11 protein-coding genes, 3 tRNA genes and 1 pseudogene are annotated in these 15356 nt (G+C 65.7%); 8 read left to right on the top strand and 7 right to left on the bottom strand.

Annotated elements, in window-relative coordinates; all coding sequences use genetic code 11:
* Positions 1-19: 19 nt before the first annotated feature.
* The 3 genes from DIE06_RS26130 to rnr all read right to left on the bottom strand — a co-directional run bounded on the left by DIE06_RS26130 (position 20) and on the right by rnr (position 4343).
* Positions 20-892, bottom strand: a complete 873-nt coding sequence (locus DIE06_RS26130; protein ID WP_124663857.1) for an N-acetylmuramoyl-L-alanine amidase — start codon at positions 890-892, stop codon at positions 20-22.
* 93 nt (positions 893-985) lie between these two features.
* Positions 986-1729 carry a 23S rRNA (guanosine(2251)-2'-O)-methyltransferase RlmB gene (gene rlmB, locus DIE06_RS26125; protein WP_124663856.1) on the bottom strand — a complete coding sequence of 248 codons (744 nt, stop codon included), beginning with the start codon at positions 1727-1729 and terminating at the stop codon, positions 986-988.
* Between the two features lie 151 nt (positions 1730-1880).
* A complete protein-coding gene (gene rnr / locus DIE06_RS26120; RefSeq protein WP_124663855.1) occupies positions 1881-4343 on the bottom strand; it encodes a ribonuclease R in 2463 nt (820 codons plus the stop codon).
* Positions 4344-4592: 249 nt separating this feature from the next.
* Here rnr and DIE06_RS26115 point away from each other — a divergent pair.
* The 4 genes from DIE06_RS26115 to DIE06_RS26100 all read left to right on the top strand — a co-directional run bounded on the left by DIE06_RS26115 (position 4593) and on the right by DIE06_RS26100 (position 6384).
* Positions 4593-4679: transfer RNA gene (locus DIE06_RS26115), tRNA-Leu, on the top strand.
* A 183-nt stretch (positions 4680-4862) separates the two neighbouring features.
* Positions 4863-5852 (top strand): aliphatic sulfonate ABC transporter substrate-binding protein, encoded by a 990-nt coding sequence (locus DIE06_RS26110; RefSeq protein WP_124663854.1) that lies wholly within the window; start codon positions 4863-4865, stop codon positions 5850-5852.
* A gap of 115 nt (positions 5853-5967) precedes the next feature.
* Positions 5968-6054, top strand: a tRNA-Leu gene (locus tag DIE06_RS26105).
* A 243-nt stretch (positions 6055-6297) separates the two neighbouring features.
* Positions 6298-6384: transfer RNA gene (locus DIE06_RS26100), tRNA-Leu, on the top strand.
* 82 nt (positions 6385-6466) lie between these two features.
* Here the strand turns inward: DIE06_RS26100 and DIE06_RS26095 are convergent.
* On the bottom strand, positions 6467-6970 hold the full coding sequence (locus DIE06_RS26095; protein WP_124663872.1) for an Ohr family peroxiredoxin: 504 nt from the start codon (positions 6968-6970) through the stop codon (positions 6467-6469).
* A 356-nt stretch (positions 6971-7326) separates the two neighbouring features.
* Here DIE06_RS26095 and DIE06_RS26090 point away from each other — a divergent pair.
* Positions 7327-7776: pseudogene (locus tag DIE06_RS26090) on the top strand (N-acylmannosamine kinase); the annotation flags it as partial.
* Here the strand turns inward: DIE06_RS26090 and DIE06_RS26085 are convergent.
* From DIE06_RS26085 to DIE06_RS26075, 3 genes are all read right to left on the bottom strand, one after another.
* Entirely contained in the window at positions 7776-9494 is a 1719-nt protein-coding gene (locus tag DIE06_RS26085) for a SulP family inorganic anion transporter (RefSeq protein WP_124663853.1), read from the bottom strand. The pseudogene DIE06_RS26090 and the gene DIE06_RS26085 sit on opposite strands and share 1 nt — an antisense overlap.
* Before the next feature lie 24 nt (positions 9495-9518).
* A complete protein-coding gene (locus DIE06_RS26080) occupies positions 9519-10145 on the bottom strand; it encodes a ParB-like protein (RefSeq protein ID WP_124663852.1) in 627 nt (208 codons plus the stop codon).
* 130 nt (positions 10146-10275) lie between these two features.
* Positions 10276-10818 carry a GNAT family N-acetyltransferase gene (locus DIE06_RS26075; protein WP_124663851.1) on the bottom strand — a complete coding sequence of 181 codons (543 nt, stop codon included), beginning with the start codon at positions 10816-10818 and terminating at the stop codon, positions 10276-10278.
* A gap of 281 nt (positions 10819-11099) precedes the next feature.
* On the opposite strand from DIE06_RS26075, the gene DIE06_RS26070 reads away from it, so the two are divergent.
* The 3 genes from DIE06_RS26070 to DIE06_RS26060 all read left to right on the top strand — a co-directional run bounded on the left by DIE06_RS26070 (position 11100) and on the right by DIE06_RS26060 (position 15341).
* Positions 11100-12320, top strand: a complete 1221-nt coding sequence (locus tag DIE06_RS26070; protein WP_124663850.1) for an MFS transporter — start codon at positions 11100-11102, stop codon at positions 12318-12320.
* Positions 12321-12536: 216 nt separating this feature from the next.
* On the top strand, positions 12537-13355 hold the full coding sequence (locus DIE06_RS26065) for a TetR/AcrR family transcriptional regulator (RefSeq protein ID WP_124663849.1): 819 nt from the start codon (positions 12537-12539) through the stop codon (positions 13353-13355).
* A gap of 231 nt (positions 13356-13586) precedes the next feature.
* Positions 13587-15341: an AMP-binding protein gene (locus tag DIE06_RS26060; RefSeq protein WP_124663848.1), complete on the top strand. Its 1755-nt coding sequence runs from the start codon at positions 13587-13589 to the stop codon at positions 15339-15341.
* The last annotated feature ends 15 nt before the right edge of the window (positions 15342-15356 follow it).

Raw genomic sequence — 15356 nt, 5'->3', positions numbered from 1 at the left:
GCGCCGGGCACGCCGGCGATCATGGCGCGCCGGTGGCGGACGCGTCGCCCGCCGGCGGCGTGGCGGCGAAATACTTGTCGAGCAACGCCTGCGCGATCGCATCGGTCCCGGCGTCCGGATTACCCGCATAGTCGGCCGGCCGGAAATGCATCTGGAACGCCGCGAACACGCGTCGCGTGCGTGCGTCGAGCACGCCGTCGGTCGGCACGTCGTAGCCGTAGCGCGCGAGCTTGAGCTGCAGTTCGCGCACATCGACGAGCGCGTGCGGATCGCGGCCGCCGAGCCGCGCGGCAACGGCCGCATCGTCCGGCCACGCGCCGACGCCAGCTTGCGCGAGCGCATGCCACGGGAACAGCGGCCCCGGATCGATCTTGCGCTGGGGCGCGATGTCGCTGTGTCCGACCACGCGTGTCGGCGGAATCCGGTAGCGCGCGACGATATCTTTCGACAGACGGATCAGCGCATCGACCTGTTCGGGCGGATACGGCTGCCACGTGCGATTTTGCGGATCGAGCGGGCCGCGGTTCACGTTCTCGATGCCGATCGACGCCGCGTTGAGTTCGGTCGTGCCCTGCCATTCGCTGATGCCCGCGTGCCATGCGCGTTTCGATTCGGAAACGAGCTGGTAGACGACCGGCATCCCGTGTTCGATGCGCGGTTGCGGCGGCACGACGTAGTGCGCGCTGACCGAATCGCCCGTCAGCGTGTGCAGCGAATTCGCTTCGTCGCTTTCGGTGTAATGCATCACGAGAAAGCGGATCCGCGAATCGGCGCCGCGCGCATGCGGGCTCGTATCGGCGTAATAGGTGCCGCGCTCGACCAGCGACGGCGACGTGCAGGCGGCCAGCAGGCCAAGGATGACGCACGAGGCGCCGAGGCGAAACAGGGTCATGGTCCGCGAGTTCCGGGAGGCGCGTGCCGCGCGTAGTCGCGGCACGCGTCGTTCGGGTCGTGGCGGCCCGCGCATCGCGCGGGACCGCGTGCGTCAGCCCTTCACGCGCCGTTGCCGCACCGCTTCGTACAGGCAGACGCCGCTCGCGACCGACACGTTCAGGCTTTCCACGCTGCCGGCCATCGGGATGCTCATCACTTCGTCGCAGGTGTCGCGCGTGAGCCGGCGCATGCCTTCGCCTTCCGCACCCATCACGATGGCGACGGGGCCGTCGAGCTTCGTGTCGTACAGCGTCCCCGACGCCTCGTCCGACGTGCCGATGATCCACACGCCCGCTTCCTTCAGCTCGCGCAACGCGCGAGCGAGGTTCGTGACCGTGATGTACGGCACCGTGTCGGCCGCGCCGCTCGCGACCTTCGCCGCGGTCGCGTTCAGGCCGACCGCGCGGTCACGCGGCGCGATCACCGCATGCGCGCCGGCCGAATCGGCGACGCGCAGGCATGCGCCGAGGTTGTGCGGATCGGTGACACCGTCGAGCACCAGCAGCAGCGCCGGGCCCTGGATGCCGTCAAGCAGCTCGGACAGGTTCTGTGCGAGCGGGACATCCTCGACGCGCGCGACGACACCCTGGTGGCGCTCGGTATGCGCGAGGCCCCACAGGCGGGTTTCGTCGGCCGCAATCAGCCGCACGCCCGCTTCCTTCGCGGCGTGCAGGAAGTCCTGCATGCGGCGATCGCGGCGCGTCTGGTCGTACAGCACCTCCGCAACCGTCGACGCATCGTGCCGCAAACGTGCGGTCACCGCATGAAAACCGTAAAGAACCTTCAGACGTGACATGACTGGAACAACCTTCGATCAAACGTGCGGCCGCATGATGGGTGCAGCCGCGATCCATGGAAAAGGAAAGCGCCGCGTTGCCGGCCGGTGACCGGCAGAACGCGGCGTCTCTCGATACTGCAAGGGCGTGCGCGTGCGCCGCCCCGAACGCTCAATACTTCTTGCGGGCGTGCACCTTCTTCGCGGGCGTCTTCGCCACCGCGCCGCCCTTCTTCTTCGCGGCGCGCGCGGCACGTGCTTCCTTCACCGCGGCGGTCGGTGCGCCGGGCGCCTTCTTGCGGCGCGGCGCGGCGTCCTCCACCGGCGGCAACGAGCGCACGCGCGGGCCGCCGCGATCGTTACCGTTGACGGCGACAGCCGGCACCGGTGCCGGACGCGGCGCCTTCACCGGCGTGTCGCGCACGAGGCGGAAATCGATCTTGCGCGCGTCGAGATCGACGCGGCTCACCTGCACGCGCACGCGATCCGACAGGCGATAACGGATGCCCGTGCGCTCGCCGCGCAACTCGTTCTTGATCTCGTCGTACTGGAAGTAGTCCGAGCCGAGTTCCGTGACGTGCACGAGCCCTTCGATGAACAGCGTATCGAGCTGCACGAAGATGCCGAACGACGTGACGCCGTTCACCATCCCGCCGTACTCCTCGCCGAGCTTGTCGCGCATGAAATAGCACTTGAGCCAGGCTTCGACGTCGCGCGACGCTTCGTCGGCACGCCGCTCGTTCGCCGAGCAGTGCAGGCCGAGTTCTTCCCAGATCGCCGTGTTCGAGCGCGAACGACCGCGCGATTCGTCGTCGGCCTGCTGCATCGCACGGGCGCGCGGCGACAGCGCGGTGTTCAGCTCGAAGCCGTCCGGCGCCTTCGGCGCGTACTTCTTGCCGGACAGGATCGCGTAGATCGCGCGGTGCGTGAGCAGGTCGGGGTAGCGGCGGATCGGGCTCGTGAAGTGCGCATACGCCTCATAGGCGAGACCGAAGTGACCGATGTTGTCCGGGCTGTAGACGGCCTGCTGCATCGAGCGCAGCAGCATCGGCTGCAGCATCTGCGCGTCGGGTCGGTCGCGGATCTGCGCCATCAGCGCCGCGTAGTCGCTCGCATGCGGCTTGTCGCCGCCGCCGAGCGACAGGCCCATGCCGCGCAGGAACGCGCGCAGGTTCTCGAGCTTCTCCGGCGTCGGGCCCGCGTGCACGCGGTACAGGCCCGGGTGCTTGTTGCGCTTCAGGAAATCGGCCGCGCAGACGTTCGCGGCCAGCATGCATTCCTCGATCAGCTTGTGCGCGTCATTGCGCTGACGCGGCACGATCTGTTCGATCTTGCCCTGCGAGTTGCAGACGATGTACGTCTCGGTCGTGTCGAAGTCGATCGCGCCACGCTTCTGACGTGCGGCGAACAGCGCCTTGTAGACGCCGTACAGGTCCTGCAGGTGCGGCAGCAGGTCCGCGCGTCGCGCCGCCTCCGGCCCCTTCGTGTTCGACAGCACGGCCGCGACTTCGGTGTACGTCAGACGCGCGGCCGAATGGATCACGGCCGGATAGAACTGGTACGCCTTGATCTCGCCGCGCGCGGTAATCACCATGTCGCACGCGAGCACGCAGCGGTCGACCTGGGGATTCAGCGAACACAGCCCGTTCGACAGCTTCTCCGGCAGCATCGGGATCACGCGGCGCGGGAAATAGACCGACGTGCTGCGTTCGAGCGCGTCGGTATCGAGGCCGTTGCCCGGCTGCACGTAGTGCGACACGTCGGCGATCGCGACGATCAGGCGGAAGCCATCGCCGCGACCGACCTTGGTCGGCTCGCAGTAGACGGCATCGTCGAAGTCGCGGGCATCCTCGCCGTCGATCGTCACGAGCGGGACGTCGCGCAGATCGACACGGAAGCGCAGATCGGTTGGCCGCACCTTGTCCGGCAGCGCGGCGGCTTCGTCGAGCGCCGGCTGGCTGAATTCGTGCGGCACGCCGTACTTGCGCACGGCGATCTCGATTTCCATGCCCGGATCGTCGATGTCGCCGAGCACTTCGACCACGCGGCCGAGCGGTTGGGAATGGCGGCTCGGGAAGTCGGTCAGTTCAACGACCACGACCTGCCCGACCTTCGCCTTCTTCACGTTCTGCGTGATCAGGATGTCATGGCCGATGCGCTTGTCTTCGGGTGCGACGATCAGCGCGCCGTTCTCGTTGAGCAGACGGCCGATCACGCGCTTGTTCGCGCGCTCGGTGACTTCGACGACGTGCCCTTCCGGGCGGCCGCGGCGATCGTAGCCGACGATCCGCGCGAGCACGCGGTCGTTGTGCATGACCTTCTGCATTTCGCCGTTCGGCAAGAACAGGTCGTCCTGGCCGTCGTCACGGATCACGAACCCGTAGCCGTCGCGATGCCCCTGCACGCGACCGGCAACGAAGTTCGACGGATGGGTGAGCTGGTAGTGGCCGCGCTTGTCGAGGCGGATCTGGCCGTCGCGTTCCATCGCGGCGACACGCCGGAAGAACCCCTCGCGCTCCTGACGCTTGATCGACAGCGCTTCGGCGATGTCGTTGGCTGCCAGCGGCGCGTCGCTCGTACGCAGCACGCCGAGAATTTCTTCACGGCTCGGAATGGGGTACGGATATTTGCTCAAGGGTTTGTCGATGATTGTTCTCGTTGCGTTGACTGATGGTGCACGGCATCAACATAGAAGTGTCCGTCAGACAGTTCTATAGTGACGGCGGCGGACCATTCTATCACCCGCCTGTGTTGCCAAATGACGCGAATGCCGCGTGCACGCGCCGCGGCGGCCGGTTTACGATGCATCGCAAAAAAGTGTTGACACGATTAATTGGGGCGCTATAATTCCGCTTCTTTGCAGCAAGCAGCTACTGCAAAACGTGCCCAGGTGGCGGAATTGGTAGACGCACTAGGTTCAGGTCCTAGCGGTGGCAACATCGTGGAGGTTCGAGTCCTCTCCTGGGCACCATCTGTTTTTAAAAAGGTCGGCTTCTAGCCGGCCTTTTTTCATTTCCGGCCTCACATTGTGCGTACTGGTCGCGCCATATGCCCGCCGCTCCGATCAATAGCAGAATTAATCGGTTATCGATTGCCCTCCCCGTTGGTACGTTAGCCGCCTTGCTTTCAACGCAACCAACGAGGAGTTCGCCCCATGATGTCGATGAACCGCCGAGCGTTCACGCGCGCGATACTGGCCGCCGGCCTCGGCGTCGCCGGCATCCGCACGCACGCAGAGAGCACACCATCCACGCTGCGCATCGGATACCAGAAATCGTCGACGCTCATTGCGCTGCTCAAGACGCGCGGCGCGCTGGAGCAGTCGCTCGCGCCGCTTGGCCTGCGCGTGTCGTGGCATGAATTCGCGAGCGGCTTGCCGCTGACCGAAGCACTCAACGTCGGCGCGGTCGATTTCAGCGCCGACGTCGCCGACACGGTTCCTGTCTTCGCACAGGCCGCGCATGCGCGCTTCGTGTACGTCGCGCAGGAAGCGCCGTCACCGAAAGCGCAGGCCATCATCGTCAAGCGCGACAGCGCGCTGCGCACGCTCGCCGACCTCAGGGCCAAGCGCATCGCCGTCACGAAGGCTGCCGGCAGCCACTACCTGCTGCTTGCCGCACTCACGCGCGCCAGGCTCGCCCCTGCCGACACGGCGATCCACTACCTGACACCGGCGGACGGTCGCGCGGCGTTCGAGCGCGGCAGTGTCGACGCGTGGATCACGTGGGATCCGTATGTCGCGTCCGTCGATGCGAATCCCGACGTGCGGATTCTGGCCGACGGCAACGGGCTTGCTTCGTACCAGCGCTATTACCTCGCATCGAGCAGCTTTGCTGCCGCGCGTCCGGACGTCATCCAGATCGTCTTCGACCGCCTGTCGCAGGCTGGTACTTGGCTGCGCGAACACCAGCAAGAGGCTGCCGATACCCTCGCGCCGATCTGGGGGCTCGACGCGAAGACGATCGAGCGTGCGAACGCGCGACGCAGCTATCTCGTGCGCGACGTGGTCACGCAGAACTTCGGCGAGCAGCAGAAGATCGCCGATACGTTTTTCGCGGCCGGTCTGCTGCCCGCCCGCGTCGACGCGAGCGAAGCGCTGCGCTGGAATTTCACGGCAAAGCGCGCGGAACCGATCGGCGCCTGATGCCTCGAACAGGCAACGCGCGATATTTTTATCGCCATCGATCAAATTCTGTTGACAGCCTCTCCAGGCGCGCTATAATTTCACTTCTTTGCAGCAAGCAGCTACTGCAAAACGTGCCCAGGTGGCGGAATTGGTAGACGCACTAGGTTCAGGTCCTAGCGGTGGCAACATCGTGGAGGTTCGAGTCCTCTCCTGGGCACCATCTGTTTTTAAAAAGGTCGGCTTCTAGCCGGCCTTTTTTCATTTCCGGCGCCGAATCGCGACGCGCGCACTCACCAGCATTTGTCCGCACTCCGGACGCCACGATGCATGCGTTGTCGCATGCGCCCTCCTCCAGCACCGCAACCAAGCCATCCAATTATTTTCGTTCGCGACCTCAAATTCTGTTGACAGATCCATCAGACACGCTAGAATAGCGGTCTTCGCATCGCAGCAAGCGAAACGTGCCCAGGTGGCGGAATTGGTAGACGCACTAGGTTCAGGTCCTAGCGGTGGCAACATCGTGGAGGTTCGAGTCCTCTCCTGGGCACCATCTGTTTTTAAAAAGGTCGGCTTCTAGCCGGCCTTTTTCATTTCCGCTTCCGGAAAGCGCAATATCCACCTCACATCGCGACTCACACCGTCCCGGTAACGCGCACGGTGTGCCGAATCCCCTCCCGCGCCATCTTCGCGTAAGGACAAATCGCCTCGGTCTCCGCGACGAGATCACGGGCATCATCGGCGCCAACACCCGGCATGCCGACTTCGACATCGAGCACGATCGCGAACAAGCCATCCGCCGGGTCGCGCTGAAACGTTGCACTGGCCGAGATCACGAGATTGGCCGGCAGTCGAATCCGGCGTTTCGTCGCAACCAGCGTCAACGCGCCATGAAAACATGCCGCGAAGCCGGCCGCGAACAACTGCTCCGGATTCGTGCCGCCACCCGCGCCACCCAGTTCAACCGGCAGTCGCAACGACACATCGAGTTCGCCGGTGGCGGATCGTGCACGTCCGGACGACCGTCCGTGCGCCGATTCACCGCCGGTGACGGTCACCGTCGTCGCGTAAAGCGGCAGCGGTTCGCTGCCGGTGTAAGGTTCGAGTAGCGATATCGAAGGACGTGTCGCGCGATGCATGTGTTTTCTCCCGAATAAGGCAGACGCGGGACGGCTGCCGCCGCGCCGTGTCGGATGAACAAGCGACGCAGCCGGTGCCACACCGCCCGGCCCCGGCAGGCATCGCCGCGTTCGAGCCGTCGTGTCATACACAGCCCGACCGGTAATCGTGACGCGCGGCAAGCGACAAATCCATCAGACGAATTCGAAAATCTCCAGCCGCGCGCGCCGCCCACATCCAGTCAACCCGAGCCCCCGCCTTCATCCGGGAACGAAATCGGAATTTCCCTAGGCTGACATCCCATCACACGCGCGGTTAAACAAATCAACGTGCTTTATTTAATGTGCCGGCAACCGGCGCGACTGAAGGAGACGCCATGAGAAGCCCGCACATCGGCCAGGGAAGCAACCCGGCCAACGTGCGCCGTTACGACGAGCGCCTGCTGTTGAAGACGCTGCGCCGTGCGGGCAGCGCGTCGAAGGCCGACCTCGCCCGCCTCGCGAGTATGACGGGCACGGCGGTCGGCAGCATCATCGCGTCGCTCGCCGACGCGAAGCTGATCGAATTCGCCGGCCGCACCGAAGGCCAGCGCGGCCAGCGGGCATCGCTGATCCGTCTCGATCCGCGCGGCGCGTTCGGCATCGGCGTCCATCTCGACCGGATGCGCATCGAGACGGCGCTCGTCAATTTCGCGGGCGACGGGCTTGGCCGCCGCTCGCACGACATGCTGCTTCCCCCGCCCGCCGACGTGCTCGACATCGTGCGACGCGACATCGATGCGATGCAGAACCTGCTCCCCGCGCATGAGCGCGCGCGCCTGACGGGTCACGCACCACGCCTCCCACCATTGCCGCGCGCCTGCAGCAGTTGCAGGCTCTCGTCGACACTCAGTTCGGACATCGCATCGTCGCGCAGCGTATCGTCGGACGCACGGCGCAGCGCATGCAGCGCGTGCTCCTTGAGCCGCACGATCGCGAACTGCAGCCTGCGTGCCGCGCATTCGGCCGCGAACGTGCGCAACGACTCGATCGTCGTGCCGTCGACATCCGGCGTTTCCTCGAGACTCAGCATCACGACGTGAGTATCGGGCGCGGCCTTCATCAGCGCGCGCACGCGATTGAGCATCCGGTCGGCGTTCGCGAAGAACAGCTGCGCCTCGGGGCGCACGATCAGCACACCGGGCACCGGCTTGGCATCGGCGTGATTCGCGACGTCGACGAAGTCGTGCCCGTCGCGCAGCCGGCCGAGCACGCTGACGTTCGGCTCCGACAACTTGCGCAGCGTCAGCAGCAGGCTCACGCCGATGGCCGCGAGCAGCCCGTGCAGCACGCCGAGCACGAGCACCGCGAGCAGCGCAGCGATCACGACGAGCCGGTCGCGATGCCATACCCAGTACGGCCGGAACACCGACGGATGCAGCGAGTGGCTGACCGCGAAGATCACGATCGCCGCAAGCACGGGCTCCGGCGTGCGAGCAAGCTGCGGCAGCAGCAACCATACGATCAGCGCGACCACGCCGGCTGCCCACAGGCTCGAGAAGCGCGATTGCGCGCCGGCCGCCTCGTTCGCCGACGTCGCCGAATAGCCGGCCCCGACCGGCATCCCGTGCAGCAGCCCCGACACGAGATTCGCACAGCCGATCGCGACCAGATCGCGATTGGCCGACACGCTGTCGCCGTGCTTCAGCGCGAAGTTGCGGATCGATCCGTACGATTCCGCATACAGGATCAGCATCAGCGCGAAAGCGAGCTCGACCGTCTGCATCCATGCGTTGCGGTCGAGATGCGGCAGCCCGAACTCGAGGTGCTGGAAATCGATGTGTCCGACGATCGCGATCCCGTAGTGCTGCCAGTCGAGCACGTAGCCGGCCGCGATCGACAGCACGATCACGACGAGCGTGGCCGGCACGCGCTTGCTGCGCCCGAGCAGGAACAGCAGCGCGAGCGCGGTCGCGCCGAGCGCGACGCTCGCGAGGTTCGCATGCGGTGCGCCGGTGACGAGGTCGAGCGCGACGCGCGGCGCATCGCTGTGCTGCACGGAGATCGCGAGAATCTTCGGCAGCTGCTTGATGACGATCGTCAGCGCCAGGCCGAACGTGAAACCGCGCAGGACTGGACGCGCGACGAAATCCGACATGCCGCCCAGCCGCGCGACGCCCGCCAGGATGAACAGCACGCCGGTCATCGCGACGAGCGCGGCCGCCAGCGCGAGCTGCGCGGCAAGCGCCATCCCTGATTCGGCCAGCACGGTCGCCGCGAGGACGGCCGCCGACGATGACGTCGACGACACGATCGCAAAGCGGCTGCTGCCGGTCAGCGCGTAGACGACGAGTCCCGACAGCAGCGCGATGAGACCGGCCTGCGGCGGCAGGTTGGCGAGCCCCGCATACGCGACCGCCTCGGGAATCAGCAGCCCGGCGATCGACAGGCCGGCCAGTGCATCGAGGCCGATGCGCTGCGTGGGTCGCGGTGACGCTGCATCGAGTGCAGCGAAATGCTCGGGATGCTGCGGGCCGGCATCCGGATGTGGCTGGGCGGTCGTCATGAGGCGGTAGGCGCCGGGCGCGTGTCAGGGTTTGACGGCGATGACACCCGACCAGCCGGGCAGATAGCGCGCGTCCTGATCGTGTGCCCGCCGCAGCGAGACGTCGAGCGCCTTCGCGAAGTTCTTGCGGATCTGGTCGAGCGTCACGTGCTGGCGCAGATAGTCGGCCCACAGGAATTCGCTGAACGGCGTCGCATCCTTCGCGTAGCCGCCGGCCGTGCGCAGCTCGCCAGCGAGGCTCCGGTACGGATCGTCCTCGAGCCCCGTCAGCACCTTCGGCAGATGGGCGTAGTCACGCCGCGAGCCATCCGCGCCGAACGGATGCACCCACTGGTTATGTTCCATCATCCGCCAGAAGATCGTGTCGTCGAGCCAGGACAGATCCTTCAGCAGCATCGCGTTCACGCGCGCCTCCCCTTCCTCGATCAGCGCGAGGCCGAGATGGTGATGGTCAGTGATGTAGTGCAAGCCGCCCGGGCCGAGGACGGCCGGAAACCAGTGCGACTCGATCGCGGCCTTGCGTGCGCGCTTGTCGAGCGACTTCCAGTGCTTGCGCTTCGCTTTCACTTCGCGATAGCCGACCGTCATTTGCGTCGGACGCAGTGCGTCGAGCCGGACGGGAATGAGATGAACGTCGTTGCCGAGTGCCATGGTCGTACCCTATGTCGCGAATTTCCGGCAACGATACTCCTGATCTTCCGAGCCGTTAATACGTCGCGACCTCGATACGCTTGGGCTTGACCATCTCTGACAACCGGCCGCGCTCGTGCGCGACGCGACACTATGCACGCAGGTCATCGCGTTCGAGGCGATGGCGAACGTAAGGAATTCCGTCGTGAACGACGCTCACGCGCCGCATCCCGAGCTTGCGCGCGACGTTCAGCGAGCCCGCGTTCGCCTCCGCGATATCGGCGATCACGCGCGGCAGCCGCACGGTGTCGAACGCGTGACGCACGACGGCCGCTGCAGCTTCGCACGCGATGCCGCGCCCCCACGCCGCGCGCACGAGTCGCCAGCCGATCTCGACGTCGTGCCCGCCGTCCGCATAGTCGGGAATCAGCAGGATCCAGCCGATGAACGCATCGGGCGCGGTCTTCTCGAAGATCGACCAGTAGCCGAGGCCCGACGGATAGGCGCGTGTGATCCGGTGCGTGACGAAGCGGCGATGTTCATCCGGGTCGTGCCACGGACCCGCGATATACCGCGTGACCTCGGGATCGCGATCCATCTCGATGCTCGCGTCGAGGTCGGCCAGCACGCGCGGGCGCAGCCACAGCCGCCCGGTCTCCAGGACGGGCAACGCGGCAACGGATGGTTCGGTCATCGGGACTCCTGATTCGGTGGCGATGCGCATCGCGCACATTACATAACTGATACCAAAAAGCCTTCAGAAATGATACAGACGCCTGTCGCCTGCCTCGCGCACGCTCATTTCCGTTTTCTCAACAGATCATTTCATAGGGATTATTCCCGATTCGCGGTTATCGCGCCCCGCATCGCACGGCGCCGCGGCCTACACTCGATCCATGCCCCCGCGCCGCGCGCAAGCCGGGCCGGCATCCGCCGGCGGATCGTGAGCGCGCAAGCCAACGAGGAGACCCGGACATGAGCTGGACCCGCGAACAACGCAACGTCACGATCGCCGCCTACCTGGGGTGGACGCTCGACGCGTTCGATTTCTTCCTGATGGTCTTCGTGCTGAAGGACATCGCCGCCGAATTCGGGTCGACGATCCCCGCCGTCGCGTTCGCACTCACGCTGACGCTCGCCATGCGCCCGATCGGCGCACTGATCTTCGGCCGGCTCGCCGATCGCTTCGGCCGCCGTCCGACGCTGATGGTCAATATCGCGTGCTATTCGCTGCTCGAGCTCGCGTCGGGCTTCGCGCCGAGCCTCACCGCGCTGCTGGTGCTGCGCGCGCTGTTCGGCATCGCGATGGGCGGCGAATGGGGCGTCGGCTCCGCGCTGACGATGGAAACCGTGCCAACCCATGCGCGCGGCTTCGTGTCGGGCTTGCTGCAGGCCGGCTATCCGAGCGGCTACCTGCTCGCGTCCGTCGTGTTCGGCCTGCTCTACCAGTACATCGGCTGGCGCGGGATGTTCATGGTCGGCGTGCTGCCCGCGCTGCTCGTGCTGTACGTGCGCACGCACGTGCCCGAATCGCCGGCCTGGAAGCAAATGGAAAAGCGTCCGCGGCCAAGCCTCGGCGCCACGCTGCAACAGAACTGGAAGCTCACGATCTATGCGATCGTGCTAATGACCGCGTTCAATTTCTTCTCGCACGGCACGCAGGATCTTTACCCGACCTTCCTGCGCGAACAGCATCACTTCGATCCGCACACCGTGTCGTGGATCACGATCGTGCTGAACATCGGTGCGATCGTCGGTGGCCTGTCGTTCGGCGCGATCTCGGAGCGCATCGGCCGCCGTCGCGCAATCTTCATCGCCGCGCTGATCGCGCTGCCGGTCCTGCCGCTGTGGGCGTTCTCGAGCGGCCCGATCGCGCTCGCCGCCGGTGCGTTCCTGATGCAGATCTCGGTACAGGGTGCGTGGGGCGTGATCCCCGTCCACCTGAACGAGATCTCGCCCGACGAGATCCGCGCGACCTTCCCCGGCGTCGTCTACCAGCTCGGCAACCTGCTCGCGTCGGGCAACGCGACGATGCAGGCATCGCTCGCGGTTTCCAAGGGCAACAACTACAGCTTCGCGCTGGCGCTCGTGGCCGGCATCGTCGCCGTCGTGATCGCCGTGCTGATCCTGTTCAGCCGCGAACGGCGCGGCATCGACATGACGCAATCGGTCAATACGCGTACCACCGTCGGCTGAGCCCGCACATTGCCGCATCGCACCATCGCGCGTGCCCCGTTCCACCGGGGCCGCGCGAAATACTTTCCGCATCCGCACATCGAACTAGAGGAATTTGTCCAGATTCCCCGCTTGCCCGCGCCGCCCGCGTTTTTTTATCTTAATAAAAACGACTGTTTGAATCAGATAATCAAATCACCTGTTCGCGGCCGGGCGACCGGCATTGGGAGGCGGGACATGGCAGTAAGTCAGGAGGGGCGAGCGTCCGCGGGACGGCCGTCCGGGACGCGGTCATCCGGCAATCGGCAGACCGGCGGGACGAAGGCGCGCATTCTCGATGCGGCCGAGGACCTGTTCATCGAACATGGCTTCGAGGCGATGTCGATGCGGCAGATCACGTCGCGCGCGGCGGTGAACCTCGCCGCGGTGAACTACCACTTCGGCAGCAAGGAAGCGCTGATCCACGCGATGCTGTCGCGTCGGCTCGATCAGCTCAACCAGGAACGCCTCGGCATCCTCGACCGCTTCGATGCGCAGCTCGGTGCGCACATCACCTGCGAGCACGTGCTCGGCGCGATGTTCATTCCCGCGCTGAAGGCGTCGCGCGACCCCGAGCGCGGCGGCCCCGCGTTCCTCCGGCTGATCGGCCGCGCGTACACCGATCCGTCGCCGTTCGTACGCAACTTCCTGACCGCGCACTATGCGAGCGTCGCAGGCCGCTTCTTCGACGCATTCCAGCGCGCCCTGCCGCATCTGCCGCGCACGGAGCTCGGCTGGCGGCTGCATTTCGCGATCGGCGCGCTGTCCGGCGCGCTGGCCGGTGCTGAAACCGAAAGCCTGATCGACGAATTCTCGCAAGGCCGCACGATGAACGACGTGCAGATGATCGCGCGGCTTTCCTCGCTGATCGTCGCCGCGCTGAAGGCGCCGATGCCCGACAGCGCGCAGTTGTCGATCTTCGCGGCCGTGCTCGACGATGCCGGCGCGAGCGAAGCGTTCGGGCTGTCGTCGAGTACGACCGCGGCCGATGCGGCGACGGCGCATTCGGCGAGCTGATCGCACCAGGCCGCGCAGGCGGCGACTCACGAATAGAGGTGGCTCGGGCCGGCGATGATGTGCCGGTCCGGGCCGAACGAATGTCATGCGGCGGAAGCTTAGGCTGGCTTGCGTACGCCGACGAAAGGCATCGCGAGGGTAAGGCGCTAAAGCGCCAGCTCTCACCGACCGCAAAGCATGGGGTGAGAGTAAGCGCTAAAGCGCTAACTCTCACCGACACGGAGACACATCATGTCATCATTCGCAGCAACCGAACCGGCCCAGCTCCCGCCGAACAGCGACGGCATCTGGTACGCGTCGTATCCGCCCGGTGTGCCGCACGAGATCGACGTCACGCAATACGCCTCGCTCGTGCAGTTCTTCGACGAATGCACGACGCGCTTCGCCGAGCGGGTCGCCTACGTAAGCGCAGGCGCATCGATGACCTACCGCACGCTCGCGCAGAAAGTCGATGCGTTCGCGTCGTATCTGCAAAGCACCGGCGTGAAGCCAGGCGACCGCGTCGCGATCATGCTGCCGAACACGTTCCAGTACCCGGTCGCGCTGTTCGGAACGCTGAAGGCCGGCGCGATCGTCGTCAACGTCAACCCGCTCTACACCGCGCGCGAACTCGCGCACCAGTTGAAGGACAGCGGCGCGCAAACGATCATCGTGTTCGAGAACTTCGCCCGCACACTACAGGACGCGCTACCCGAAACACAGGTGAAGAACATCGTCGTCACCGCGCTCGGCGACCTGCTCGCCGACGGTTTCAATGCAAAGGGACGCCTGATCAATTTCGTGCTGAAGCACGTGAAGAAGCTCGTGCCGGCCTACAGCCTGCCACAGGCGATCCGCTTGCGCTCCGCCCTCGCGCTCGGCGCGCGCGCCAAACCGCAACCGGTGCAGCCGACGCGCGACGATCTCGCATTCCTGCAATACACGGGCGGCACGACCGGCGTCGCGAAAGGCGCGATGCTCACGCACGGCAACCTGATCGCGAACCTGCTGCAGGCCAAGGCGTGGATCGCCGACCAGGTCTCGGGCGACGTCGAGACCGTACTGACGCCGCTGCCGCTCTATCACATCTATTCGCTGACGGTGAACGCGTTCATCTTCATGGGGCTCGGCGGGCGCAACATCCTGATCGCGAACCCGCGCGACATGAACATGGTGATGAAGATCATCCGCAACGAAACGTTCACCGGGATCACCGGGATCAACACGCTGTACAACGCGTTCCTCGACAACGAGGAATTCCGCAAGCGTGACTTCTCGAAGCTCAAGCTCGCGATGGCGGGCGGCATGGCGATGCAGCGCGCGGTCGCGGAGCGGTTTCAGCAGGTCACGGGCCGGCCGGTCGTCGAAGGCTACGGGCTCACCGAATGCTCGCCGATCGTCACGATGAATCCGGTTGACCTGGACGACATGGCCGCGTTCAGCGGCTCGATCGGCCTGCCCGCCCCGTCGACACGCGTGCGCTTTCGCCGCGAGGACGGCACCTGGGCCGCCGTCGGCGAACCGGGCGAGCTGTGCGTGCACGGCCCGCAGGTGATGCGCGGCTACTGGCAGCGGCCCGACGAGACCGCGAAGGTGATCGACGCCGACGGCTGGCTCGGTACCGGCGACATCGGCGTGATGGACGAGCGCGGCTTCATCCGTCTCATCGACCGCAAGAAGGACATGATCCTCGTCTCGGGCTTCAACGTGTATCCGAACGAGATCGAGGAAGTGCTGGTCGCGCATCCGGGCATCAGCGAAGCCGCTGCGATCGGCATCCCGGACGAAGTGCAGGGCGAACGGATCAAGGTGTTCGTCGTGCGCCGCGACCCGACGCTGACGGTCGACGACGTGCTCGCGCACTGCCGCAAGAACCTGACCGGCTACAAGATGCCGAAGTTCGTCGAGTTCCGCGACGCGCTGCCGCAGACGAACGTCGGCAAGATCCTGCGCCGCGCGCTGCGCGACGAGGAACTCGCCAAGCTCAAGGCGACGAAGCAAGGCTGAACGATCCAACGCCCC

Origin of the sequence: Burkholderia sp. Bp8998, from assembly GCF_003854235.1 — a bacterium.
Lineage (GTDB): Bacteria > Pseudomonadota > Gammaproteobacteria > Burkholderiales > Burkholderiaceae > Burkholderia.
The sequence above is the reverse complement of the archived record's forward strand: the minus strand, read 5'-3'. Positions and strand labels throughout refer to the sequence as shown.

What these genes read in the sequence shown, in the direction of transcription:
- DIE06_RS26130 (WP_124663857.1), bottom strand. Translation starts at nt 892, where the DNA reads ATGACCCTGTTTCGCCTCGGCGCCTCGTGCGTCATCCTTGGCCTGCTG.
- rlmB (WP_124663856.1), bottom strand. Translation starts at nt 1,729, where the DNA reads ATGTCACGTCTGAAGGTTCTTTACGGTTTTCATGCGGTGACCGCACGT.
- DIE06_RS26110 (WP_124663854.1), top strand. Translation starts at nt 4,863, where the DNA reads ATGATGTCGATGAACCGCCGAGCGTTCACGCGCGCGATACTGGCCGCC.
- DIE06_RS26095 (WP_124663872.1), bottom strand. Translation starts at nt 6,970, where the DNA reads ATGCATCGCGCGACACGTCCTTCGATATCGCTACTCGAACCTTACACC.
- DIE06_RS26085 (WP_124663853.1), bottom strand. Translation starts at nt 9,494, where the DNA reads ATGACGACCGCCCAGCCACATCCGGATGCCGGCCCGCAGCATCCCGAG.
- DIE06_RS26080 (WP_124663852.1), bottom strand. Translation starts at nt 10,145, where the DNA reads ATGGCACTCGGCAACGACGTTCATCTCATTCCCGTCCGGCTCGACGCA.
- DIE06_RS26075 (WP_124663851.1), bottom strand. Translation starts at nt 10,818, where the DNA reads ATGACCGAACCATCCGTTGCCGCGTTGCCCGTCCTGGAGACCGGGCGG.
- DIE06_RS26070 (WP_124663850.1), top strand. Translation starts at nt 11,100, where the DNA reads ATGAGCTGGACCCGCGAACAACGCAACGTCACGATCGCCGCCTACCTG.
- DIE06_RS26065 (WP_124663849.1), top strand. Translation starts at nt 12,537, where the DNA reads ATGGCAGTAAGTCAGGAGGGGCGAGCGTCCGCGGGACGGCCGTCCGGG.
- DIE06_RS26060 (WP_124663848.1), top strand. Translation starts at nt 13,587, where the DNA reads ATGTCATCATTCGCAGCAACCGAACCGGCCCAGCTCCCGCCGAACAGC.